General features: G+C 48.4%; 22 protein-coding genes and 1 pseudogene. 5 read left to right on the top strand and 18 right to left on the bottom strand.

The genetic code is table 11. The features are described from left to right. Position 1 precedes the first annotated feature (1 nt). On the bottom strand, positions 2 to 2,686 hold the full coding sequence (locus KD909_RS03510; RefSeq protein ID WP_211782406.1) for an HD domain-containing phosphohydrolase: 2,685 nt from the start codon (positions 2,684 to 2,686) through the stop codon (positions 2 to 4). 200 nt (positions 2,687 to 2,886) lie between these two features. Here KD909_RS03510 and KD909_RS03505 point away from each other — a divergent pair, with 200 nt between their 5' ends. After that, on the top strand, positions 2,887 to 3,195 hold the full coding sequence (locus KD909_RS03505; protein WP_211782405.1) for a PadR family transcriptional regulator: 309 nt from the start codon (positions 2,887 to 2,889) through the stop codon (positions 3,193 to 3,195). Between the two features lie 4 nt (positions 3,196 to 3,199). Beyond that, positions 3,200 to 4,384, top strand: a complete 1,185-nt coding sequence (chrA, locus tag KD909_RS03500; RefSeq protein WP_012727091.1) for a chromate efflux transporter — start codon at positions 3,200 to 3,202, stop codon at positions 4,382 to 4,384. Positions 4,385 to 4,428: 44 nt separating this feature from the next. On the opposite strand, the gene KD909_RS03495 is transcribed toward chrA, so the two are convergent. The 8 genes from KD909_RS03495 to KD909_RS03460 form a co-directional block, all read right to left on the bottom strand. After that, positions 4,429 to 5,352 (bottom strand): 1-phosphofructokinase family hexose kinase, encoded by a 924-nt coding sequence (locus KD909_RS03495; RefSeq protein ID WP_211782404.1) that lies wholly within the window; start codon positions 5,350 to 5,352, stop codon positions 4,429 to 4,431. Between the two features lie 9 nt (positions 5,353 to 5,361). After that, a complete protein-coding gene (locus KD909_RS03490) occupies positions 5,362 to 6,231 on the bottom strand; it encodes a tagatose-bisphosphate aldolase subunit GatY (protein WP_012727093.1) in 870 nt (289 codons plus the stop codon). A 26-nt stretch (positions 6,232 to 6,257) separates the two neighbouring features. Further along, a complete protein-coding gene (gene lacB, locus KD909_RS03485) occupies positions 6,258 to 6,773 on the bottom strand; it encodes a galactose-6-phosphate isomerase subunit LacB (protein WP_012727094.1) in 516 nt (171 codons plus the stop codon). 14 nt (positions 6,774 to 6,787) lie between these two features. Continuing rightward, positions 6,788 to 7,207, bottom strand: a complete 420-nt coding sequence (locus KD909_RS03480; protein ID WP_012727095.1) for an RpiB/LacA/LacB family sugar-phosphate isomerase — start codon at positions 7,205 to 7,207, stop codon at positions 6,788 to 6,790. Between the two features lie 167 nt (positions 7,208 to 7,374). After that, positions 7,375 to 8,157 (bottom strand): DeoR/GlpR family DNA-binding transcription regulator, encoded by a 783-nt coding sequence (locus tag KD909_RS03475; RefSeq protein ID WP_012727096.1) that lies wholly within the window; start codon positions 8,155 to 8,157, stop codon positions 7,375 to 7,377. 112 nt (positions 8,158 to 8,269) lie between these two features. Continuing rightward, positions 8,270 to 9,694 carry a 6-phospho-beta-galactosidase gene (gene lacG, locus KD909_RS03470; protein WP_211782403.1) on the bottom strand — a complete coding sequence of 475 codons (1,425 nt, stop codon included), beginning with the start codon at positions 9,692 to 9,694 and terminating at the stop codon, positions 8,270 to 8,272. 67 nt (positions 9,695 to 9,761) lie between these two features. Then, positions 9,762 to 11,432 carry a PTS transporter subunit EIIC gene (locus tag KD909_RS03465; protein WP_211782402.1) on the bottom strand — a complete coding sequence of 557 codons (1,671 nt, stop codon included), beginning with the start codon at positions 11,430 to 11,432 and terminating at the stop codon, positions 9,762 to 9,764. Positions 11,433 to 11,489: 57 nt separating this feature from the next. Beyond that, positions 11,490 to 11,804: a PTS sugar transporter subunit IIA gene (locus KD909_RS03460; protein WP_012727099.1), complete on the bottom strand. Its 315-nt coding sequence runs from the start codon at positions 11,802 to 11,804 to the stop codon at positions 11,490 to 11,492. A 304-nt stretch (positions 11,805 to 12,108) separates the two neighbouring features. Here KD909_RS03460 and KD909_RS03455 point away from each other — a divergent pair, with 304 nt between their 5' ends. Together KD909_RS03455 and KD909_RS03450 are read left to right on the top strand one after the other, a co-directional pair. Then, complete coding sequence (locus tag KD909_RS03455) at positions 12,109 to 13,944, top strand: acyltransferase family protein (protein ID WP_211782401.1); 1,836 nt, start codon at positions 12,109 to 12,111, stop codon at positions 13,942 to 13,944. A 113-nt stretch (positions 13,945 to 14,057) separates the two neighbouring features. Further along, positions 14,058 to 14,798, top strand: coding sequence for a zinc ribbon domain-containing protein (locus tag KD909_RS03450; protein WP_211782400.1), 741 nt, complete (start codon positions 14,058 to 14,060; stop codon positions 14,796 to 14,798). A gap of 39 nt (positions 14,799 to 14,837) precedes the next feature. Here the strand turns inward: KD909_RS03450 and KD909_RS03445 are convergent, their stop codons facing one another. The 5 genes and pseudogenes from KD909_RS03445 to KD909_RS03430 form a co-directional block, all read right to left on the bottom strand. After that, positions 14,838 to 16,535 (bottom strand): zinc ribbon domain-containing protein, encoded by a 1,698-nt coding sequence (locus KD909_RS03445; protein WP_211782399.1) that lies wholly within the window; start codon positions 16,533 to 16,535, stop codon positions 14,838 to 14,840. Continuing rightward, complete coding sequence (locus KD909_RS03440) at positions 16,532 to 16,957, bottom strand: zinc ribbon domain-containing protein (protein WP_031422607.1); 426 nt, start codon at positions 16,955 to 16,957, stop codon at positions 16,532 to 16,534. Before KD909_RS03440 ends, KD909_RS03445 begins: the two co-directional genes overlap by 4 nt. An 11-nt stretch (positions 16,958 to 16,968) precedes the next feature. Beyond that, positions 16,969 to 18,258: a TcaA 3rd/4th domain-containing protein gene (locus KD909_RS03435; RefSeq protein WP_249199070.1), complete on the bottom strand. Its 1,290-nt coding sequence runs from the start codon at positions 18,256 to 18,258 to the stop codon at positions 16,969 to 16,971. A 12-nt stretch (positions 18,259 to 18,270) separates the two neighbouring features. Next, positions 18,271 to 18,336 (bottom strand): annotated as a pseudogene (locus KD909_RS15590) (zinc-ribbon domain-containing protein); the annotation flags it as partial. A gap of 118 nt (positions 18,337 to 18,454) precedes the next feature. Beyond that, positions 18,455 to 18,949 carry a YdcF family protein gene (locus KD909_RS03430; RefSeq protein WP_211782397.1) on the bottom strand — a complete coding sequence of 165 codons (495 nt, stop codon included), beginning with the start codon at positions 18,947 to 18,949 and terminating at the stop codon, positions 18,455 to 18,457. Positions 18,950 to 19,135: 186 nt separating this feature from the next. Here KD909_RS03430 and KD909_RS03425 point away from each other — a divergent pair, with 186 nt between their 5' ends. Then, positions 19,136 to 19,429 (top strand): hypothetical protein, encoded by a 294-nt coding sequence (locus tag KD909_RS03425; protein ID WP_012727102.1) that lies wholly within the window; start codon positions 19,136 to 19,138, stop codon positions 19,427 to 19,429. 40 nt (positions 19,430 to 19,469) lie between these two features. Here KD909_RS03425 and KD909_RS03420 read toward each other — a convergent pair whose 3' ends face one another. From KD909_RS03420 to KD909_RS03405, 4 genes are all read right to left on the bottom strand, one after another. Continuing rightward, positions 19,470 to 22,136, bottom strand: coding sequence for an immunoglobulin-like domain-containing protein (locus KD909_RS03420; RefSeq protein WP_211782396.1), 2,667 nt, complete (start codon positions 22,134 to 22,136; stop codon positions 19,470 to 19,472). Positions 22,137 to 22,464: 328 nt separating this feature from the next. Next, entirely contained in the window at positions 22,465 to 23,697 is a 1,233-nt protein-coding gene (locus tag KD909_RS03415; protein WP_211782395.1) for a DHHW family protein, read from the bottom strand. Between the two features lie 15 nt (positions 23,698 to 23,712). After that, a complete protein-coding gene (locus KD909_RS03410; RefSeq protein ID WP_211782394.1) occupies positions 23,713 to 25,143 on the bottom strand; it encodes an MBOAT family O-acyltransferase in 1,431 nt (476 codons plus the stop codon). Then, positions 25,133 to 25,669 (bottom strand): hypothetical protein, encoded by a 537-nt coding sequence (locus KD909_RS03405; RefSeq protein WP_211782393.1) that lies wholly within the window; start codon positions 25,667 to 25,669, stop codon positions 25,133 to 25,135. Before KD909_RS03405 ends, KD909_RS03410 begins: the two co-directional genes overlap by 11 nt.

The following is a 25,669-nucleotide window of genomic DNA, read 5'->3' as shown; positions in this document are numbered from 1 at the left end:
CTCATTGTTGAAGTGTCGGTACGACTTTTTCAAAGAAGACGTCGACGAGAGATGGGTCGAACTGTTTCCCTGCCTCTTGTTTGATGATGGCAAGCGCCTCGTCAATCGTCTTCGCTTGTCGATATGGTCGCCCCGTCACCATGACATCGAACGTATCGGCGACGGCGATAATTCGCGAGGCGAGCGGGATATCATAATCGCTCAAGCCTTTCGGATATCCTTTACCGTCCCATCGCTCATGGTGCGCCAAGACAATCTCGGATAAGGCGACATATTCGGGTACCGTACTCAAAATGTTGTAACTGATTTCCGGATGGCGCTTGATTTCATACCATTCCGATTCCGTCAACGCACCAGGTTTATCTAAAATGTCATTACTGATTGCCACTTTTCCGATATCGTGCAAAATGGCGGCCGTTCGAATCTCATTCACTTCCGCACTCGTGAAGCCCATCGCTTCCGCAAGTTTCCCCGCTAAATTGGCGACCCGTTGAGAGTGCGCTTCTTCGCGTGGAATTTTCTCATACAGGGTGCGCATGATGATTTGGATGGAATGGTGGCGTCGACTCTGCTTTTCAGAAACCTTATGGTGATACATCCGGTCTTCCGCTAAGTTGAACACCTCGGTTAATTCTACATTCGAGTCATGCTTGACCGCTTCACCGAACGATGCGGAAATCGGTAACCCTTCTACCGTCTGTTCGTGGAAGAGACGACCGAGACGGTCCGACAGTTGTTTCGCCTCATCGAGCGTCGTATTCGGGGAGATGACGACGAACTCATCGCCTCCGACTCGGGCCACTTCATCTTTCGCGCGCAATTCATTTCGTAAAATATTCGCCGCTTCGACGAGCAACTGGTCTCCGACTAAGTGTCCAAATGCATCATTCGTGAGTTTGAGTCCGTTGATATCGATGACGATGAGTGTGAGCGGATAAAACTGCTCATCATCATAGCGCTCCAACGCCTCTTCAAAGTAACGCCGGTTTTTGATACCCGTCAATTGATCGTGATAACTGAGATACTCAATCTCTTTCTCATACGTTTTCTTCTCCGTGACATCTCCGATATAGCCGTGCCACAAGACATGGCCTTCCGCAATCTTCTCCGGACGGGATGACCCGAGAATCCAGATGGTTCGTCCGTCCTCGGTCAACACACGAAACTCTGCGTCCCAAATCGTCAAATTACGATACGATTCATCAATCGACTGCATGACATGCGGATAATCATCCGGGTGCATCCGTCGGAAGACAAGACTCGCGTCCGCCTGTACTTCTTCTGCCGAAATCCTCAGCATATCTTCAAAGCCTCGGCTAAAGAACGGGAAGTTGAAGCTTCCGTCAGGCAACAATTCGAATTGATAGATGGCACCCGGGATTTGATCGGACAGTTTCGTCAAAAGCCGATCTCGGTCTGCCAACTTTTCTTCCAACTGGACTCGGTCCGTCACGTCTTTCGCGACCGCATAAATATAGTTCCCTTGAAGTTTGCAATGCCACTCAATCGAGCGATACGTATCGTCGATTGTCCGGAAACGATTGACGAAGCGAAACAATTCGCCGCGTTCCCCAAGCTCCATGAACGCTGCTTCCGTGATGGCATCATCATCTGGGTGAATCAGACTAAGAAAGTCGATATTTTCTAACTCATCAAGTGAAAACCCTAAAATCCGTTCCCATGCATCATTCAAATGGAGTACTTGTCGTGTATTGAAGTACATGATGCACTCTAAGTCAAGAGTCGCAAATCCATCAAACATTGATTTCTTTGTTTCACCTACTTGACGGTCCGCTTTTGTCAATTGCTGGAGTACGTGGTCTAGGTATAACTCGACGAGACCGAGACGGTTCGCTTGTTTCCCCTGCTCCATCACAATCGTCAAATCCCCGTATAAAATACCGTCTTTTTCGATTTTAAAGAGAACGACTTCTCCAAGCGAGAAGATTCGAAGCAAGTTCTTGATGAGTCGTTTCGGGAGAACATCATCAATTAAGGGATCAATTCCATCAAATACGCTTGGATTTGATTGTTTGAACAGGTCACGACGTTGCTCCGTCATCGACCACTTCTTCCCGACTGGATGAAATCCAAGAATGTCGAGGCTTCTCTCTAACATCTCATCGATTCCTGATAATGCCACTGTCGTATACGATTCGCCATCCGCTTCCATCAAATTGAGAGCGACCGCCTTCGCTCCGGTGAAGTCACGAATCTGGTCAAGAAATTGTTGATTCATTAACAAATCGCTACCCGTCGAGACAAAGCGATGCGATACGTTGACGAGCTGTTTTAACGCATTGTTCTCTTGAACGTGTGGCGTGATGTCGTGAAACATGACGGACACAAATCCGGTCCGTTGGCTAAACACAGACATCTCAAACCAACATTTATTACGGCGAGAATAGTGTTCAAACGTCACCGTACCGCCATCACTGACGACACGTGCCACTTGAATCATCCACTCCCGCTCGCTATATTCAAAGTCCTTTAAGGCGCTTGACACTTTTTTTCCGATGAAGTGTTTTCGCTTCCCTTTCATGATCTTCTCAAAAGCAGGATTCACTTCAAAGAATTCATAGTCAACCGGCTCCGAAGCGTCGTCGTAAATCACTTTAAACTCGACGTAACCTTGGGGCATATAACGCAACAATGTATCGTATGAAGAATGAACGGGGTTTGTCACGTCACTTCCTCCTCAGCAAATAAAATCTCTACCTATTCTACCTCATTTGTGATAGATTCCCTATTTTTTCCGAACTCATTCCCAACTTTTTATTTTAAGTTTTCGTAAACTGCATGGTCTTCCCTTGCCCCATCCCCTCACCTTTGTTAGACTGATTTCGAAAACCGATATCGAACTTCGATATTAAGGAGATGACACGTATGGAAGACCGCGTCTTGCGGAAGCTGTTTCTCGGTTTCATCCACATCCATATCTTGCACCACGCCGCGGAACATCCCGTGTACGGAGCATGGATGGTCGATGAGCTTCGGGAACACGGTTACGAGATCAGTGCTGGGACGCTCTACCCAATCTTGCACGGGATGGAGAAGGATGGCCTTCTCGTCCGTGAAAACGAGACGGTCGATGGACACGTTCGCAAAAATTACGTGACGACCGAAAAAGGACGTTCTGTGTTGGCGGAAGCCCGTCAAAAAGCATACGAGTTATTCAAAGAAATTAAGGAGTGAAGACATGACGACACAACGCGTGACGTTTAAGACGTTACTAGAGATTTTATTCGTTTCAACGAGGCTCGGCCTCACCTCATTCGGTGGGCCGGTCGCCCACCTCGGTTACTTCCACGAGGAGTATGTGAGACGACGCAAATGGATGGATGAAAAAGCATATGCCGACCTCGTCGCCTTATGCCAATTCTTACCTGGACCGGCCAGTTCACAGGTCGGGATCGGCATCGGGATCGTCCGCGGCGGTATATTGGGTGGAATCACCTCGTTCATCGGCTTCACGACGCCGTCAGTCGTTGCCCTCATCCTGTTCGCTTTATTGTTGTCTGGGCTCGACGTGTCCGACGCAGGCTGGCTTTACGGCTTGAAGGTCGTCGCCGTCGCCATCGTCGCCCATGCCATCTTAGGGATGGCGAGTAAACTGACACCTGATACAAAGACACGAACGATTGCCTTTTTCGCCTTGGCAGGCGTCTTGCTCTGGCAGACGACGTTCAGTCAGGTGCTATTCATTCTCCTTGCGGCCCTCGCAGGATTCCTGTTGTTCAAGCCGGACCGCCTCGATGCGAAATCGAGCGCGTTCCCCATTTCGAAACGACTCGGAGCCGTCTTGCTGTCGATATTCGGTGCTCTTCTCGTCATCTTACCGATTTTACGGGAGACGTTTGAAAATCAGACGATTGCCTTGTTCGATAGCTTTTACCGGGCCGGTGCCCTCGTCTTCGGCGGCGGACATGTGGTCTTGCCGTTACTTGAGCGTGAGCTCGTACCCGCTGGTTTCTTGAGTGAAGAAGCCTTCCTTGCAGGATACGGTGCCGCTCAGGCCGTCCCTGGACCGCTCTTCACGTTCGCTTCTTATCTTGGAACGGTGATTAACGGTGTGCCGGGTGGCATCCTGGCGACGGTCGCGATTTTCTTGCCGGCCTTCTTGCTCATCCTCGGGGCACTTCCGTTTTGGGATGCGCTCCGTCATAACCCGAAAGTCGCCGGCGCTCTTATCGGCGTCAACGCGGCAGTGGTCGGGATTTTGATCGCGGCATTCTACAGCCCGATCTTCACGAGTACCGTCAACGATGCGGTCGACTTCGTGTTCGCCGCTTTCCTGTTCGTCATGATCGCCTATTGGAAACTACCACCGTGGGCACTCGTCATCGCCGGGGTACTCGGTGGGACGTTGATTCAGCTGGTGTAAACGTAAAGAAGCGACCTGTCCTCGATGACGACAGGTCGCTTTTTTCATGATGAGGAGATGGGAGACATCCGTGTCACCCGAATCTGACTGAGCATGTCTTCAAGATGTGCGCAGTTGATACTTCCCGTGCCTTCTTCAAGGGCGTTGAGCGTGCCGGTCGCACTACCGAGACGAAGCGTCTCTTCCACGGATTGACGTCTCACCATTCCGACAGCGAGACCAGCAATCATCGCATCGCCAGACCCGACGGCGTTCACGGCCGCCACGTTCGGTACGTCAATGACATAGCGTTGTCCATGAACGATCGCATCCGCCCCTCGCTTCCCTTTTGAATGAATGACCCAGTCACTCCTATCTCCGATCCGGTTGAGCGTATGCTCGATTGGAGCAGCGGGATCCAGGCTGTTCAATTCTTCTTCATTCGGCTTCACTAACAAAGGACGGGCCGATAATCCTTCACGAAGAGCCTCTCCGCTTGTATCGAGGATCACTTGTTTCCCATGTTGTCCCGCCAGCTCGATCAATTCGCGATAGGCACTCACCGGCACACCTTTTGGTAAACTACCGGACGCCACGACGAGTGAGACTTCAGACAAGAGCGTGGCCACATGTTGTTTGAACCCTTCCCATTCATCTGTCGATACGTGCGGTCCACTTTCCAGTACTTCGGTTTGCTTTCCATCATGCAAGAAAGCCAGACACGTACGCGTGTTGCCGGACACTCGATAAAAGTTTTGGCGAATCCCGTCTTTTGCAAGTGTAGAAGTAATCCACTCCCCCGCTTCGCCACCAAGGATGCCCGTGGCCATCACCGGCTCACCTAATTGTGCGATGACCCGCGTCACATTCAGTCCTTTCCCACCGGCTGTCCGATGAGGGGCATCCGTTCGATTCGTCCCGTTCAAATGGAACTGCGACATGTCATACCGGACATCGATCGCAGGATTTAACGTGATGGTTAATATCATGTCCAGTCCTCAATAACGTCCATCGCTCATGCACATTCGAATCTTCTCTTCCACGACCGTCTTCATCGCAGCTTTTGCCGGTCCGAAATATTTACGCGGATCGCTCTCTTCTTGATTTTCTGTCAAGACGCTTCGAAGTGTCGCGGCGAATGGCATTTTTAACTCTGTGGCGATGTTGACCTTGCAACATCCTCGACGAATACATTCACGTACTGTATCAAACGGTACACCAGATGCGCCATGGAGGACGAGCGGGATGTCGACGACTGCTCGAATTTCAGACAACCGTTCTAAATCCAACTTCGGTTCTGCCTTATATAACCCGTGGGCCGTTCCAATGGCGACGGCAAGCGAATCAATGCCTGTCTTCTCTACAAATTCTGCCGCAGCAGCAGGATCCGTATAAAACGAGTCCGCCTCATCGACCACTAAATCATCTTCTTGACCACCTAAGCGACCGAGTTCCGCTTCAACCGATGCACCGTATTCTTGAGCCAATGCGACGACTTGACGGACGGTTTCGATGTTTTCTTCGAACGCATGGTGTGACGCATCGATCATGACCGATTTCGTCCCGAGTTCAAGCGAGGTTTGAATGTCCTCGATCGTCTCGTGGTGGTCCAAATGAAGCGCGATTGGAATGTCGTAACGACGTGCGGCCGTGTCCGCAATCGCTTGAATGTAATCGCGCCCAGCGTATGTGAACGTTCCAGGAGTTGCGGCTAGAATGACTGGCGAACGGAGCTCTGCCGCCGTTTCTACGACGACTTGAGCCGTTTCCAGGTTATGAATATTAAACGCTGGGACGGCGTAGCCGTTCACTTGTGCATCGCGTAGCATCTCTTTTGTATTGATGACACCTGTTTTTGTCATTTCCATCTTCATTCACCTCATTGGATTATTTGTTAATCGACGTAGCAGCCCGCTTCCCATTTCTCTAGAAACTCATCAAAAATCTCGTCACCATCTAACCCTCGACTCGTTGACGCCAACGCATCGACCGAGGCGATGAGTTGTTTCGATTCTTCTGTTTCGACGTATGGCGTGCTCAAGAAGACATCCACGATCTCTTGCATCAAACCGAGACCAGTAATCCGTCCCCCAATCCCGATCACATTCGCATCAAGCTGCTTCCGCGCCATTTTTGCAGTGGTCACATCTCGCACGAGCGGTGCACGGACACCTTGCACTTTGTTGGCAGATGTCGTAATCCCCACTCCCGTTCCGCAGATGACGATTCCACGTTCCGCTTCGTTCGTGACGACTTGTTCCGCGACACGACGCCCGTAAATCGGGTAGTGTGTGCGTTCAAAATCATATGTCCCGCAGTCGATGACTTCATGGCCTTGCGCTTCAAGGTACTGCACCATCTCATCTTTAATATCTGTCACAATATGGTCGCAACCGATTGCAATCTTCATCCTGTTCGTCCTCCTTAAGCCAATTTGTTCAACATGTCTACGCGAATTTGATGACGCCCACCGGAGTACTCCGCCCCAAGGAATGCGCTTACAATTTCACGTGCCAACGTATCACCGATGACTTCCGTCCCCATTGCGATGATCGTAGAGTTGTTATGATCTCGTGTCATTTTCGCAGAATGTTCATCTGATACTTGTGCACAAACAATTCCAGATTGTTTCGCCGCGACCATGTAGGACAATGATCCAAAGGAATCGAGTAAGATGCCTCGAGCTGCCTCTCCATCGCGAACCGCATCCGTCACTCGAACAATCGCTGCCACGACGTCATCACCCGAATAATCTACGACTTCATGTCCGAGTTCCTCCATATGGTTCACGATCAGTTGCTTACGCCCTTCACTCGCTTTGTCTGCCGAAAGTGCTACTTTCACAACAATCCCTTCTTTCTTTTTGTTCTTTTTTGTTCGTTATTTACACTTTTATAATAGCACAAGTTCGATTATTTTCAATCATTTTCGAACATTATTTGTTTGTTTTTTAACAAAAAAAGACCTGGATTGTCACATTTCGTAACAATCCAGGTCGTTGATTCATATGGTCAAACCAATTGCTGTTCGTTTTGTCCCACGATGACCTCCGTATAAGAGGAGTAATGGTGTAACGTCGCCTCGCTGATGTTTTCGTCCGTAATCAGTCCATCGACGTGATCCAAGCCGTAGAAGTCGAATAGGTCGACGCGACCGATTTTACTTGAATCGCACAAGATGTACTTCAACTGTGCATTATCGAGAATAATCTTTTGACATGCGCCCTCTTCTTCGTTCGCCGTCGTGATCCGTTCATTGTGCACGCCGTTCGTTCCGATGAAAGCGAGTGATACGTTGATGCGGGACATGATATCGTTCGTAAAGCTTCCAACAAAAGCACCCGTCCGTTCGCGATAGCGTCCACCGATCAGCATCAATTCGAATCGCGCATCGTTTTTAAACCGCTCGAACACTTGGAACGAATTCGTAAAAATCCGGGCATTCACGTCGATGTATTCATAAATGAGTTCATTGGTCGTCCCCGGTCCGATGAACACCGTGGCATTCTCCTCAATAAGCGCCGCCGCTTTTCTGGCGATGCTCCGCTTCTCTTCCGAACGAAGTTGTTTCTTCTCGACATGAGACAACTCTTCATACGACAGGGGACGGTCCATGTTCAAGGATTTCGCACCTCCGTGAATCCGTTCAAGTCGCCCTAATTCTTCAAGCATCTGCAAATCGCGACGTGCCGTCATCGGCGTGACACCAAGCAATTCGGTCACTTCGGTCGTCTTCACGACCCCCTTTGTATCCACCAGTTCTAAGATGCGATCCCATCGCTGTTCCTTCAACATTTTCCCGATCACCCTCCTTCTTTCTTTCAGTATACTCAACTTGAACACTCCTTGACTATCATTTTAGAACAGAAACAAACAAAAAGCCGGTTCAAAAGAACCGACTTTTTGTTCATTTTACAGTTTCCGGTTGAATGACTTGACGTCGGTTCGCCACTTCTCTCATCCAACGTGCACTTTTCTTCGGTAGTCGTTCCTGTGTCTCAAAATCCACATAGAACAAGCCATACCGTTTATTGAATCCATTCGTCCAGGACAAGACGTCCATGAGAGACCAGAGAAAATATCCACGAACCGTGACACCTTGTTCAATCGCATCCAAAATAGCGTTCAAATGCTGGGCGATGTAGTCAATCCGTGGCGTGTCATCGATCGAGCCGTCGACGAGGTCGTCCTTATAGCCCATTCCATTCTCCGTCACATACATGGCTTTGTAGTTCGGATATTGACGATGGACTCGGACGAGCATATCTGTCAAGCCGGCCGGATAAATCGGCCAATCCCAATCCGTTGTAGGCACTTCCGGATTCGACACGCGCTTTCCAATCCCTTTTAAGCCAAACACGCTCGTCCCTTTCTCCCCTGTCCCGTTATGATGAATCCCACTCTCGCCATCATGGGCAGCCAAGAAGTGACTCGCATAATAGTTGACCCCGAGGAAGTCATTTTGGGCACTGCCACGTGCTAACCATTCCATATCCCCCTCTTCGACTACAAGAGTAGCTTGTTGAAGAGACATCAATCGTTCGATGACCGTCAGTGTCTCGGCTGTGTAACTTCCTTTCAAACAGGCATCCAACATGAATTGGTTCGCCAACACATCTTCCACATATGCCGCTTCCCGGTCTTCTTCGGACTCGGTGATCGGATATTTCGATTCGAGGATATGGATGATCCCAACCTCTCCGTCTAGCTCCATCCGTTTATACGCGTCCACGACTTTCGCATGAGCAATCATCATATGGTGCATGGCTTGAATCGCTTTGGCGACATCGTAACGAATGTTTGGCGGGAAGTGCCCGATGATGTATTGTCCCGCGACGACGGACCACGGCTCGTTGATTGATACCCATTTCTTCACTCGATCTCCGAAGCGCTCGAAGCACACTTCCGCAAAGCGGACGAAGTGGTCAATATTGTCACGATTCAACCAGTCCCCTTGATGGAATAGCGGGAGCGGCGTATCGAAATGATGAAGCGTGACGACCGGCTCGACACCGTTTGCCAAACACTCATCGATCAAGCGGTCATAAAAGGCGAGTCCTTCCTCATTCACCTCACCGGCCCCATCCGGAATGACACGGCTCCAGGCAATCGAGATGCGAATGCCGTTCAATCCATACTCATTGGATAACTTCAAATCGACTGGATACTGATGATAAAAATCACTGGCGACGTCTCCATTGAAACGGCTCTCCGGGCGATGTAGGAACTCATCCCAATAACAAGGACCGCGTCCCCCTTCGTTCACCGCACCTTCTGCTTGATAAGCTGCTGTTGCCGCACCAAAAATAAACTCTTCCGGAAATTGTCTCATTTCGATTCCACCTCTTTGTCTAGACTGAAAAGATTAGAGGGGCTGTGAATGACCAGCCCCTTTTGTATTAAATATGCTTCATCGCGAAAGCGAGTGCCCCTTTAGGATCGCGACAAAGCGCCACATATTCTGCACCCGATGTCGAAACGGCGTTCGTATCACTAGATGCCGAGTCTTGTTCCAACTCCCCAAGCATCGATGCCATCTGCGGAGCAAGGATGATCAAGTCAAACTCTGAAATGACCGCTTTATGTTGACCGTAAGCCATAGCCGTCGACTCCAGTTGAAGTCCTTCTTCCTTCGCCCCTTTGGCAATCGCATTCGCAAGCATCCCGCTCGTGGCACCGTTCGCACACAAGACGAGGACGTTATACGTTTTCGATGCATCCACCGGCTTCACGACACGTGCTTCCGTCGCGCTTGTCGCGATTTCCGCACCCGTATCCGGCGTTTGTGCTTCTTCAAGGACAGCCAAGCGCTCTTGCTCGACCAACTGCTTGTCATACACTTTAAAGAACGGATAGTAAATCAACAAGTCGATGATGATCAACGTCGGTGCGAGGATGAAGGCGAGTGGCGCGAATCCTGTACCGAGAATCAAACCGATTGGTCCTGGAGTCGTCCAAGGTAAGTTGTAGATGAATCCATTCATTCCACCGATGTCAATGAACGCCTTCAATAACCAGACGTTGACGATTGGTGCCGCGATGAACGGGATGAAGAAGACCGGGTTCAAGACGATTGGCGCCCCGAACAAGATCGGTTCGTTAATCCCGAACAGAACCGGTACAGAAGAAGCGCGTCCAACCGACTTCAACTGTTTCGACTTCGCCATGAACGCCATCATGAACGTGATGACGAGCGTCGCCCCAGTACCACCTAATGTCGCGATGAAGTACTGCGACCCTTGCGAGAGGACATTCGTCGCCTGTTCGCCCGCCTGGAACAACTGTAAGTTTTGTTCAACGTTTGTGATATAGATCGCCGAGACGGCTGGTTCCACGATCGACGGTCCATGAATTCCGACGAACCAGAAGAATGCCATCGCACCGAAGATCAATGCGAGTCCAGGATAACCGTCTGCTGCTGAGAAGAGTGGTTGGAACACGTCGATGATCCAAGCACTGAAGCCTTCTGCGGCGAAACTACGGAATACCATATCAAACACCCAGAAGAAGATGATGGATGCCGCGAGCGGAATCAAGTCCGCAAAGGTTTGTGCGATGTTTCCTGGTACTTCTTTCGGCATTTTGATGGTAATGTTGCGTTTCACACAGAACTTATAAATATTCGGAACGATGAAGGCGACCACGAATGCCGTCAAGAGACCTTTCGTACCCATGAATCCGTTTGATAGGCCACCTTCGATCTGATCGACCCCGATCAACGCGAACCCGATGATCGATACGACCATCGTCGAGACCGAGTTGATTTGTCTCGTCTTCGGAAGTTGCCCGTTGAATGTCTCCGTCAACGATTTTGCGATGGTCGCTGACATAAGCAGACCGACTAGCCCCATCGAGTATCCGTATGCTTTCATGAGTCGGTTGACCCATTCCTCGCTTAAGTACACACCAAAAATGTTAGGGACGAATGCAATTAATAGGAAAATACTTGAGAATAAAATGACTGGAATCAAACTAATGAATCCATCTCGAATCGCTCGTAAGTACGGGTTGTTCGAAATTTTTTCGAATGCTGGTTTCATCTTTTCAATTCTTGCGATTAAACCGTTCATGCCATTTCCTCCTTTACTAGTGAATGATCAAAGGGTCGCGCGACCCGTTCGTCTAAGTTAATTTGACCGGCGATAGAGCTCGATCATATGTTGCATCATGTCACGCAAGAGCATCGTCGTCATCAAGTGGTCCTGCCCATGCACCATGATGAACCCAAATTCCGCACCTTCGCCTCGTGCTTCCGCCTGAATCATGCTCGTCTGTGTCGCATGTGCGAGCGAGATCGATTCATCCGCTTGTTTAACTAGCGATTCAGCTCGGTCGTAATCCCCTTCCTTCGCCGCCTCGAGCGCACGCATCAGATTCGAACGCGCATCTCCTGCGTGAGCGACAATTTCTAAACCTACCAATGCTGACTCTTCTTTCGTCATGTTAAACTCCCCTTTGTGTTTGTTTTTTTTCGATATGTCATATCCACATTCATATAGTAGCATCAGAAAGAACTCTTGTAAACGTTTTCAATCAAATTAATTATTATTTTTTATCTTTTTTGTTTTAAAATGTTCTCTTTTTATTTTTCTCACTCTCCTCTTGTTCAAATTGGGAATCAATCAATTCTTTTTCATTCACGGACTGTTAATCTTTTGAAACCATTCCCTCTTCCTCGCTCGTTATACTGAAGAATGGATTGAAAAATAAGGGAAATGTCCGCTTTACTAGAAAGGAAGTGGGGGCATGAAACCACTCAAACATACAACGTATATGCCTGGTCTCGACGGCTTGCGCACGTTCGCCGTCTTGGCTGTCATTTTATATCATTTAAATGTACCTTACATATCCGGGGGATTCCTCGGTGTCGATGTCTTCTTCGTCCTGTCCGGTTACTTGATCACCGGCATCTTGATTCGCGAATGGACGAAGACCGGCACGATCGATTTGAAAAGATTCTATGTCGCACGTTTCCGTCGTTTGTTGCCGGCGCTCGTCTTGATGCTGTCCGTCGTGATGACGTATGTGACGCTGTTTGACCGCTCCTTGCTCGATACGGTGCGACAAGATTCACTGGCGGCACTTGCCTACGTGAACAACTGGTGGTATATCTTCCACGAAGTCTCCTACTTCGAAAGTTTCGGAAAGCCATCACCGCTTCAAAACTTATGGTCTCTCTCGATCGAAGAACAGTTTTATGCGGTCTGGCCGCTACTCCTACTCGTCGGACTCGCGTTCCGGAAGCGATTGCTCCAACTACTCGCTGCGCTTTTAGTCGTCTCCGCCGCCTGGATGGCATTCCGATATGTCCCGGAAGCAGACCCGAGTCGCGTCTACTACGGGACCGATACACGCTTGTTCGGTCTGCTTATGGGAGCCGTTCTCGCGTTCGGTTGGCGCCCGGACACGTTTAAAGAGACGATTCCGAAGATCGGACGTCACATTTTGAATGGGGCTGGCGCCATTTCGCTCATCGCCATCGTCGGAATCATCCGAACCGTCAACGCCTACGACGCGTTCCTCTATTACGGAGGCTTCTTGCTCGTCGCGTTCCTATCCGCCCTATTGATTGCCGCTGTCGCCCATCCGGCGACCATTTGGTCACGACTGTTTGGAAGCGCTTGGCTTCGCGTGATTGGCACCCGGACGTATGGGATTTACTTGTGGCACTATCCGGTCATCATTCTGTCGACACCGCTCGACCGACTCGGGACGTTCTCGCCACTTCTTTCCGTCGGACAAGTGGCGTTGACGCTTTTGATCGCCGAGTTGTCGTATCGTTTCGTCGAGACACCGATTCGCCGAAATGGATTCAAACATGCGTTCCGTCAGCTCGTCTCGACACCGACGCACCCGAGCGCACGCTTCGCCGCCACGGCATGTGCGACGGCGCTCTCACTCGTTCTCGTTGGGAATTTGACCATCCTGGCGTTCTCTGAGTCGAAGCCGGTCGAAGATGAGATTCCTGTCGTGAAAGTACCGATGCCAAAAGATGACACTCCGGACGTTCCGAAAGCACCGGAATCCGAAGAGCCAGAGGATGTTCCGTCCGAAGATCAACCGACAGAAGAGAACACAGCACCGACTGAAAAACCAGAAGAACGAACATGTCCACCGGCTCTCGCGATTGGCGACTCGGTCATGCTCGGATTGAACGAATACTTGGCAGATGCCTTCCCGAATATGAAAATTGACGCCCAAATCGGACGTCAAGTTCGTGATGCGATCCCAGTTGCCTCACAGTACCAATCCTATAATGCCCCAGGGCACGTTGTGTTCCTACATCTCGGAACGAACGGCGCCTTCAAAATGGAGCAACTCGAGACGCTGCTCAAACAGTTCGAACGAGCAGATGAGATCTATTTGATTAACACACGTGTCCCACGTCCATGGGAAAGTGAGGTCAATGAAAAACTCGCACGGGCAAGTGAACTTCACGAGAACGTGTCCCTCATCGATTGGCATGAACGGTCAATCGGGAAAGAAGCATACTTCGAAAGTGACGGGGTCCATTTGAATATCAAGGGCGCCGAAGCGTTCGGCCACGTGCTGAACGAAGAAATCGGCTGTCAAGCAAACTAGGCTCTTGCGAGTGCAAGGGCCTAGTTTTTGATTGACTCAAATCCATAATCCTCCGTTTCAGAATCTTGATAGAAGCGGTAAAATAATACTAAAAAATGGAAAGAGTGATTGCTATGAATAAATGTACAGCATGCGGGGCGACGCTAAAGCGTGGACAATCCCACTGTTCACAATGTGGCACGAAAATCGAAACGACATCGACCCGTCCTCCCCTTTGGAAGTGGGCCGTCCCGATCGCCCTTGTGGCCGTGATCGGATTAGGCGTATGGTTATGGTCGGAATGGAATGAACCGCTCGCCTCAAAAGAGACGACGACAGCAAAAGATGTACAACAATCGTTCTCCGCTTCGACGGAGGAAGAGGAGTCCGAAGAAGCTTCTGAAGTCGAAGAGGAAACTGCTCTCCCGGATACCGAGGCAGAAACGGGTGTGTTTTATGAACCAGTCTCCTATGATGAGATCGACCGGTTTATGTATTCTTTTATCGACGCCTTTACGAGCGCGACTTATTCAACGGATACGTCTGAAGTCGAAACATTTCTTGCCGAGGGGTCGACGTTCCAGTCACAGACATTAGATTACTTGAACAATACCCTCTTCGCCAAAGGCATCAAAGAAGACCATCTATACACGGAAGTCATCTCCATTCAAGTGAATGGTGAAAATCGTGACTCGATCGAAGATGATGAAACCGCGACCGTCACCACGAATGAAGCGTACCGCATCATCAAAGAAGACGACTCTAGTGTGAGAGCGACATTCGAGACGACATATGCGGTCCGGTATGAGGATGGCGAAATGAAGATTGTGCAAAATCTTGGCTCCGATGAATTATCACGGGAAGAAGAATATTGAAAACAAGCACGGACAGGAGGCTGTCCGTGCTTGTTTCGCTTAGTTGATATTCAATTTTTTCATTCCCCAACCAAGGAGCGCCCCCATCGTGATCAAGACGAGCGCAATGAACGTTCCTGCGATACTCATTCCGTCCGTGGCAACGCCTAAAATCCGAACCCCGTTCAACTCAACGAACATGCCGTTATTCAAGAACCACTGCCAGACGATGAATGCAAGGAGTGCCGGAGCCACAAACCAGATTCCTGCCTGCCATGAGTGAACATGCCCCTTAGCGAACATAGCATAAATCACGACATTCAAGACTAATAATATCAGCAACCAGGAGAAGACACCGTCCTTGTACAACGCTTCAGAACGCGTTTCATCATTTGCGAGATCCGCCTCATACATCTCAGTCAACGTCCCAAAAATCATCGGTGAGACGGTGATCATATCGACAGGCTTGCCAATCGAGTTGGCAGGTCCTTCGGTATCGGAGAATGATTGCCACAAGACATCCTCTACCCCACCAAATCCTTCGCTTACCGTTTCAATCGAGTTCGTGATTTTTTCTGGGGCGGTCTCCCCAAACAACGACATGCCAATTTCATAAGAACCTAATGGAGATTGAAGTGAGAGGGCTTGCTCCCCTCCATGTCCGATAGTCTGCCAATTCATACTCGCCGCTTGTCCAGTCAAATACAGCATTTCTTCGCTGTCGACAAACTCGAGGCGTTCTCCCTCATCGATTTTACTGAGTTGAAGACCAAAGTAACCAATACCAACGAACGTCGATACGAGTGTGACGGTCAATAACGCACGAACGCCTTGTTGCGCGATCTTCCACTCTCCCTGGAACGGCATCGTAATCAAATAAGCCAACCCGAGAGCAAAGAGGACCATCAAGGTTGTCGCCGCAATGGTTTTGATCCATGCGACTTCAAAGAGTGGTGGATGAAAAGCGAAGGCGTAAATCAATCCATACCCGACGAGAACCGTCACCATGAATCCCGCCATACGACTGAACACATCGCTCAACGTCGATGTCTGTCGAATCAAGACATACACAACGGCAATCATCAAGAATATTCCACCATACATCATAAAGTAGTTTCCAAATTGAGCATCCACAGCCCCTTCGATTCGCAAGAAATCTCCAATCCCTGCACCGAGACTCGCGATAAACTGATTCACCTGTTCTGTCGTGACGGACCAGTACACTTTCGCACCGATGAGAAAAGCGAGGAACATCGTTGCATTAAACGACGAAATGTTAATTTCGAGTTCATCGGCAAGTGACGGAATGGCCTCCGCCGGTAGCATCGCGACCAAACTCCCTGCAATCAACAGAAGAACGAGTAAAAATCCTAGACCGAACAACGCTCCACGCACTACGTCCGTCTGATTGACACGCAATGACCGGAGCGATTCAGTTGAAAAGGACAACTTCGTCGCACCATCTCGTTTACCGGCTACTCGTCTCAACTGAGACATCACTTGTGTCCCCGTCGCGGCAACCGTACGAAGGGACTCCTCCATCCGATTGACACTCGTCGACGGCTCGAGTGCCGTTTGACCGCATGCGTGACAGTACAGTTCATGCGACGCTCGGGCAGTACCACAACTCGTGCAGAATTGACCGGTCGATACATCGAATCGATAGGTCGTATCTGTCCCTTCTAGTTGGACACCGTCCCGTTCACAATATTGATTGTGGTCCTCATTTGCATGACCACATTGGTGACAATACCTCATGCAGTCACCTCCATCTTCCCTCCACAGCATGCACAGTACGAGGCATCAAGGGGTTGTGGAGAACCACAAGAATTGCATGCTTGTTTCGGACGAACATCCGGTTGCGGGACCGGTGTGCCACACGATCCACAGAATTTTGCATCCTTCTCAAGTGGCGCATCACACGATGTACAGCGATGTGGTTTCATCGCCTCCTGCATGTCACGGATGCGACGACTTGCCTCATAGATGAGGACGTCCTGTTCCATGATTTGCGCCACTTCTTCCGAACGACCTTGCTGCATTAATTGACGATACTGTTGTTGTCCGAGCTCAAGAAGCAGTTGCCCCCGAGCCTTCTTTGATTTTTCCATGCGTGCCTGTAAGTCCTTGATACTTTCTGCTGCATCTAATAGCGCAGACTGTTGTTGCCACATTGTCATGTTCATCTCTCCTATTCTAAATATGTCGCTTCTACGATATGATATGTTCCATCGTCATATGGTTCGGCGATGACATAGCGGAATCTCGACTTCACTAAACGTTGGGGCGCATCTTCTTCGCCATCCGTCACAAACTGACTGTTGATGCCAACGACCGCTTCCGTCTCAATCGCCATCTGTTCATTCCATGTCGTGAGCTTCGTTTTTTGGTTAATCACTTCTACACCATCGAACGAGCCATACCATTCCTGATTTTCTGACTGCATGATGTCATATGTTTTTCGTTGTTTGGCCAGGTACGCCTCGTCCGTTACAACCGTCAATGCACTCAAATCTTCGTAATACATGAAGTTCACCCATTCTTCGGCGTGACGCGTGATAATGTCTTCCGTGAACGCGATCGTATCGGCATCCACTTGTGGGTCAAACTTGACCGGTTTACTACCCGGTTTGGCGAGAACCTGTTTGGACTCCACCGTCCCCCATGGCATGTCAATATACGTACTCAACGTTACGCCTTGTTTCGGAACGGGTCCGTATGTCTTCCATTCTCCAATCGTTTTGCCCGAGTCTTCCCCATTCACAATCAACGGAGCGTCATCGTATGTTTGATCTAGCTCGACACTCAATCCTTTGAATGCGACCATGAACGGTTCATCTGAATTGGACGACTCCAAACTATTGAACGTTTTGACCGCCTGATCTTGTCCATATTGCCCATCATATTTCACGGCGACTTCGACCATACCTGGAAACGCATCCCGAATGACGACTTGATCTCCTTCAGAAGTCAGTTTTTCTTTTCCATATGGGTCAGGCAATGACACCGTGATGGCATCAAAGTTACTCGACACATACATCGTCTGAGGAATCAACTCAAGACCGTATAGCTTGAATACGCCGTACGATTTGCCGATCTCCCGTAACCGAAGCGGAAGGCCCTCATTCGATGCTCCGATGGAACGACTGGCCCGATCTAAATAGTCCACTGTCGATTCCGTCAATTCCGCTTGACTCAGCCCTGTCAACAAGGCCGCCGCCTGTGCCTCTGTCACGTCTGCTTCTTTGAGTCGCAATAGCGGGGCGAGTGCCTTGGCATCCTCACTTGTGACGGCTACGCGAATCTGTTCGATTTGTTTTTCAGGGGTATACATGAATTGATAAAATCCAAAATACGTCGCACCTGCGATCAATAATAAAGAGAATGCCGTAATCATTAACCCTTTCCCGACACGTTTTTTGGAAGATTGCATCTTCGTCTCAACGGGTGATGTCGGTTTCGTTTCTTCTACAGAAGCCATGGGCTCCACCTTCGTGCCGCAGTTTGGGCAAAACTGTTGCGTGGCACTCAGTTCTTTTGAACAATTGGAACAGTTCATAATTCACCTCTCTATAACATAATACGAATCATTTTACCATATTTTGTACTTATTACCTGCTTCTCATTTACAATAAAAGTAAATGAAAAAAGAGTGGATGTCTCCACTCTCTCCTCGTTCATGTTCGATTGAATATATAACGTCCCAACAGCTTCACATACGCCAATACTTCACGAATGAGATATCGCCCTTTCGCAAGCGGTGGGGTCGGTGCATATAGGGCATCGCTCTCGAGCTGAAAATACAGTCTCGCAATCAAACGGGCCCGCGGCACATGAAAGTCATTCGTCACAATCGTCACACCTGATGCTCCGTCCCAAAACGGACGGCTATGCTCAAAGTTCTCGATCGTCGACGTCGATGTCGCTTCCACATGAATCCGCGTAGCATCGATTCCTTGCGCCATCAGTTCTCGTTCAATGACACGCGCCTCCGCCATCCCTTCATCCGGTCCTTGTCCACCTGTTGCGATCAGTTCGACATGAGGATGTGCCTTCGCATAGGCGGCCGCCACTTCAATTCGATGTTGGAGTGCCCGGGATGGTCGAGTCCCATTCACTTTCGCCCCAAGGATGATGACGAACCGATATGTCCCTGATGCGTTCTTTCTCATGTTGTCACCCCGCCTTCGTACGTTCTTTCCTTACTTTACTCAAACAAAGGAATGATTGCACAAATCCGCTCTTTTTTACAATTTCAAGTAAGTATATTTACATAAATATGAAAATAACATTTGAAATATCCAAAAATTGTTTTATGATAAAGGAGGTAAGACTTCTTGAGGGAGGACTGGTGAACCATGACAGATTCAGATAAGTGGTTATCCACCCGCTTCTTGTATACACGCGATGCACGACTGTTTGCAGAGATTGAGGTTGTCGAGCTCGACCCGACTCACTATAAGTTCGTGATTCATCCGACACCGCTTGGCGCCGGGGAATCTCCTTATATGCGACAAGGTCCCCTCGATTCGGACCATCTCCCCTCTGCCTTTTCCGATGTGAGCCGTGTGTATTCGAGACAGCTGGATTGCTTGCGTGCCGCGACACGTCTCGTCTCTTCGATTGGACCAGCTCGCTTCACAGCACATTGACCAAAAGAACGGAGTCGCACAGTTGCGACTCCGTTCTTTGTTATTGCTTCGACAATTTGACGATGATTGGAATTGGTTGATTGATTCCTTGGTACTTCGCTCGTAGAACAACCAAGTGGTCTTGCTGATCACGTTTAATCGTCACGTTATACCCTTGAATCGTAACGAGGTCTGGATGTGAACTCTCCCAGTTCGTGATGCTCTTCGCTCCGATTCCAAGCAAACCACCATACTCTGATGGGAGCGTTGCACTTTGAGAATTGCCCCCCAGTGCATTGACGACCGGATTGACAATCGCTCCGAGTGTGTCGAGCAACCCACCGAGTAGTCCCGTATCGACGTCTTGTGTAGACATATTGATGATTTGATTTGTACTGGCATTGCTGACCGTCAAGGTGAACGGCGTGACCACATCATTTTCCCGAACGTCCCCCGTACTCGTCATCAGCGCCGGGTTACTTGAGGTCCATGTGAGCGGAGTACCATTCAAGCTCGTTGGTAACGACAAATCAAATACCGGATACAGCGTCCCGAATGACGACTTAACTTTCGTCACATCGTCTGCTAATACCAACTGAACATTCGCTGCAACCGACCCACTAAACGTCTTCGTCCGAGTCAATCCGTTCTTGGTGACCGAAGCCGTCAGGATGAACGATTTCGCATCGGTCGGATCTTGTTGAATCACCCCGGTGTTCGAGATGACACCCGGTTGATTCGAAGACCAACTGACGTTGATTCCGTTTGATGCGGACGGAAGTGAGATGTTGGTCGACAGGTTAATGAGATTACCAAGGTTGATGGCATTTAAAGCCGCGTCAAGCTCGGCTGTCAACAACGCATCATCTTTTGGCACGAGCAAGTTCGAGAACGTACGTGATTTCGTCACGCCGTCTTTCGTCGCATTGACCGTGATTGACACCGTTTGATCCGTCGTGCCACGCGTCACGACCCCACTGTTCGAGACGACCGCTTGATTCGATGAGGACAGCGTCGCCGTTCCTCCCGTGAATGGTGGCAAGACAATGTTCGCTGTGAGTGGGCTTGTAATCGACAGTGCTGCCAAATAGTCGTCCACTTCCCCTTCAGCCCCGCCTTCTCTCTTCGGTACGAGCAGACCGAGGAAGATCTTCGTCTTGGTCACCCCATCTTTTGTCACCGTCACGACGAGTGAGACCGATTGATCCGTCATGCCGCGTGTGACGACCCCACCGTTCGTGATGACCGCTTGATTCGATGAAGTCAGCGTCACCGTCGCTCCAGCGAGTGGAGGGAGTGTGATGTTTGTCGTCACCGGACTCGAAATGACGAGTCGGTTCAGGTAATCATCGATGAGACTTTCCGCCGATGCATCTTTCTTCGGTACGAGGATATTCGGGAAGGACTTCGTCCGTGTCACTGAACCTTTCGTCGCTCGCACCGTCAAATTGACATACACATCTTGGTCACCTCGTGTGACGACACCTGATGAGGAGACGACTGCTGGATTGCTCGAGTCAATCGAGAAGACGACACCTGGATAAGTCGGCAAGTCGATATTCTTCGTGAGCGGATTATCGATTTGGATACTGTTGAGCCAGAGGTCGAGCTCTTCCTCGTCCGTCTGGGAGCGTTTCGGAATCAAAATGTTATTGTAGGTGATTGATTCCGTGATGTCCCCACGTTTCGCTTGAATCGTGAACGTCACAAGTTCATCATTCGTTCCACGCGTCACTTTACCAGCACTCGACAAAGCCGACTTGTTTGAATCAATCGAGAATGTCACACCGTCAATTCGCGGGAAGACGATGTCATTCAACAATGGATTCGTCACTTGGATATTCAATAATAGACCTTTTAATAGATTGCGAATATCCGATTCCGAATCACCCGGAACCTGTCCGCCTTTTAATGTAACGACGACCGGGGATGTCCGTTTGACTCCCGATTGGACATAGACGTTATACGACGCAGGCTTGAGCGGGAGGGAGGCGACTTTATACGAGCCGTCCCGATTCGGGTAGATGTTTTTCTTATACTGTTTCTTTGTTTCCCGGTTCTCCGCGATTAAGTAGTGACGGATCCCCTTTTCCGGGTAGTGGATTTTACCGACTGCTTGAATCTGTTCATTGTTCGTTAAGATGGTAAAGACCGGTTGCGTCAACATGACATCTCGAACGTTCAACTTCACTTTGCCCGAGAAGGCGACGTTCAAGCCACTCGCCCGATAACTGACATACTTCGTGCCGATCGTATTCGTCGAACGAGGTCCCCACGTCAATTTGTATGTGGAACGCTGTCCGTTCGCGAAATGGGCCGTCAACAGTTTCGGCATGCTCGGAATTTGTTTCTTACCGACCGACCGGATGACCGGTGTCGTGATCCGAACGGGATAATTCTTGATGCGGACCGACCATACCGCCTTCTTACTTGTCCCATGAACCGTTCCGACGAGCCGCTGTGTCCGATTCAAATAAGCTTTTTGAAAGCTGACTTTGGACCATTTGACACTTCGGTACGCATACTGACCATTGGACAACCTCACTTTCACCGTCTTCGGATAAGTGAACTTTTTGACCGCATATGTCGTTCCCCCATAATGCGTATACGATTTTGGAGAAAACACGTGCTGCACGGATGAGGAACTCGCCTCAACCCCAGACTCTGGTACGATGGTAAACCCGACGAGTAAGAAAAAACACAAAAAAAGAGCAACGACTTTTTTCATTCATGCATCCTCCTTCACAAAAAAACATGGCGACAGGTATACATGATGTGCGTGCCTCTAAGGTGATAGTAAAATGTACCCTAATCGTGAAACAATTATGTAAATTTTGTAATATATGTAGTGGATAAGTAATATTTAAAGTGCTTATTTTGGAAATTGTTTATCCAAAAGACTTTCTACTTCATTATCTAATAATGATACAGAATAATTTATTACAGTAAAAAAACTCCTCAATAGATGGAAGACACGATTTTTTGTCTGCCCACTTCATGAGGAGTATCTTATTTTAGTTAACAAGCTGAGATTTGGTTGATTTCAGAAGAATCCATTACAGACTTTCTTTATAGAAATCAAGCATCCCATTAATTCGATCGTTGTGAATAAATAGCACACCATCAACATCATTCTCTTTTGCGTATTCTGCCACGTCAATCTTCCCTTCCGTATAACGTACGTCAAGGACTGAAAGTTTTCCGACAGATTCACCAAGAAGTCCTAATAGGGGGTTAGCATAAGAGTCTTTTAAGACAAGGAGGTGCGTGTCATTTTTCGGATCTTTTTGTTCAATTGTCAGCTCGCTGTAGTTGCCACCCATAAATGCCATGTAAGAATCCGCAAACTGCCCTTTCTCTTTAAGCACTTGACGGTCAAGTACTTCACGGCCACATTCCGTCTGTTCTACACAAACTTCGGTAGAGAAACCATTTTTCGGTTCCCAGTACTCTAAATAGTCGTTTTTAACGACATATGGCAGCGATACTTTTCTGGCATATGAACCATGATATGGGGCTTCTAAAGTCGTTGATTCAAATTGATCTTTGTTGACGATGTCCAATTCAGGATACGTTTCCTGAAGCGTTTGAACAATCTGTTCATATCCATTGTATGCTCCATGAATATTCCAGTGATGATCGTTATAAAAATAAATGTCTTCCATCGTTTCCGATGACAAGCCTTCATATAAATCAATCACATTCAAACCTGATTTCTCCATGACTGAATTCAAATTTTTCCGTGATACATCTTCATTGGATCGGATATATTCCGGAGTGAGCCCTTGGTTTTTCGCAAACGCAGACTTACTCGGTGCAGAGGCGAAATAGACCGGGATGTCCGCTTCTTTCATTTCATTCGAAAATGAGGTGAACGGTTGCTCAAAACCTGCGAAGTCATTCACACTTCCCGATGGTTCCAATAACATCCCGGACGACAAAGCAAAAATTCCGTTGTTCATTCTTTGACGTAACACGTTTTTTTGAACCATACCGTTCACCGTCATCCAACGATCTCGTTGGAACACTTGGTCGTTCGCATAGCTCTCAAAAGTTTCAATATATTCACCACTTAATATACCATCTACACTGATTTCAGGCCGCTGTGTCAACTCACGTCCTTCTAACTCGGAAACTTCTCGCTCATCTCCGAACACATAAACCACGAACCCTAAAAAGATGATTCCAAGAAAGGCGATGAGCATGGCGAGATTAGCAACTAGTGACGGTTTTCGCTTTTTCGGCATAGGATGACCATCTGCCGAAGCGCGTTGTTTTTGAACAGTCATATTGTCTCTCCTTTCTTAAAATCTAAAGTAAATAAATGGGTTGAACGTACTTGCAACGACATATGAAATCGAAACGGCAAACAAAATCAACACACCAGCAACGCGAATGAAACCAACCGATTGGCGGATCATCGCCGTCGATCCATCCACTTCATGGCGCAATAGTTGAGCGACCAACCATTTTGGAATCGGAGTGGCTGCGATCATCGCAATTAAAATCACCGCACCATATTGAACGAGATAGAACTGCGCGGCTGTATCAATCAATGGTGTATCATTCAAAGCAAACATCGTCTGTAAATAATCGATTGCGTACGGGAAATTATCCGCTCTAAAGAACACCCAACCGATGACAACAACGAATAAAGTAAAAATATGAGCCAAAGCCGAAGGAATTCGTGCCAACCATTTCCCAAGAAATGCTCGCTCCAACATGATGAAGATTCCATAGTAGGCTCCCCATGCGACAAATGTCCAACTAGCTCCGTGCCAAACGCCGGTTAATGTCCATACGATGGCTAAGTTGCGATATGTTTTCCATGGGCCGGAACGATTCCCCCCCAACGGAATGTATACGTAGTCTCGGAACCAACTTCCGAGAGAGATGTGCCATCTTCTCCAAAACTCTGAAACCGACTTTGAGATATAAGGATAATTGAAGTTTTCAAGGAAATGGAAACCGAACATTCTTCCAAGACCAATTGCCATATCCGAGTAACCCGAGAAGTCAAAATAAATTTGTAGAGAGTAGGCGATAATTCCAATCCACGCCAATGTGGTCGAAATTTCATCGGCAGGGTTGTTGAATACTTGGTCTGCCACATAACCACAGCTGTTCGCTAAAATCATTTTTTTCCCAAGACCGACAACAAATCGCTGAACACCTGATACAAAATCATCGAGTGTTTCACGGCGATCATTAATTTCATCTGCTACCGTTTGATAGCGGACAATCGGTCCGGCAATCAATTGTGGGAAAAGTGCAATATAGAGTGCCAAATCAAACGGGTTCTTTTGTACTTTTCCATCTTGTCGATACACGTCGATGACATAGCTCATCGCCTGGAAAGTGAAGAAAGAAATCCCGATTGGTAGTGGAATCTCTGGGTCATTTAAATTAAGTCCGAACAGTGAATTGGTGTTTTCAACAAAGAAACTAGCGTATTTAAAGACGCCCAACATCGCAATGTTAGACAACACCATCGCCACCATTGTAGCTTTTAGTCGTTTCGCGTCATGTCGATATTTGTCTACCCAAAGACCGAATACATAGTTCATCATAATCGAAACGAGCATAATGATGACAAATCGCGGTTCGCCCCATGCATAAAAGAACAAACTAGCCACAAGCAAAATCATGTTCTTTAAAAAACGAGGAGAGATAAAGTACAGGCCGAGGACAATCGGCAAGAAATAAAACAAGAACACCGAAGAACTAAATAGCATGTGCGTCTCCCTCCTCCTCATCCGCTTCTAACGATTCGTCCGCATATACAGTAAGCCAGACGTCATTCATCAAAATGAATGGATCTTCGTAAGATGAATCGGTTAAATAGAACTTAAAGGCAAGCTTGAAGAACTCAGCACCTTTTTCCAACTCAATGTCTTCTCGAAACGAGAACGTTTCGCTCTTTACATTGTACTTTTTCTTCAAGTTCAAAATCCGTTTCGTCTTGTTGTACTGCATATAATAAATTTCGATGCGCGTTCCAATCGGAAGATGCGCTTCGAAGCTGCCTTCCACGAGTAAACGATTGGCATCCATCAATTTTGCGTCAGGACGATAAATTTTACTCGGTGGTACGTCAAATTTTTGATCAAACATCTGAACGTACAACGAGGAAGATGCCTCGTAGTCGCGAAAACTGACTTTTGTCCGGTATTGCTCTTCCGTCAAATGCATCAAATCCTTATCCCCCATCGGAAAATAATGATAGATAGCTGGACGGATATATCGTTTACGAATCATCAT

Source organism: Exiguobacterium sp. PFWT01, from assembly GCF_018255795.1.
Classification (GTDB): domain Bacteria; phylum Bacillota; class Bacilli; order Exiguobacteriales; family Exiguobacteriaceae; genus Exiguobacterium.
The sequence above is the reverse complement of the archived record's forward strand: the minus strand, read 5'-3'. Positions and strand labels throughout refer to the sequence as shown.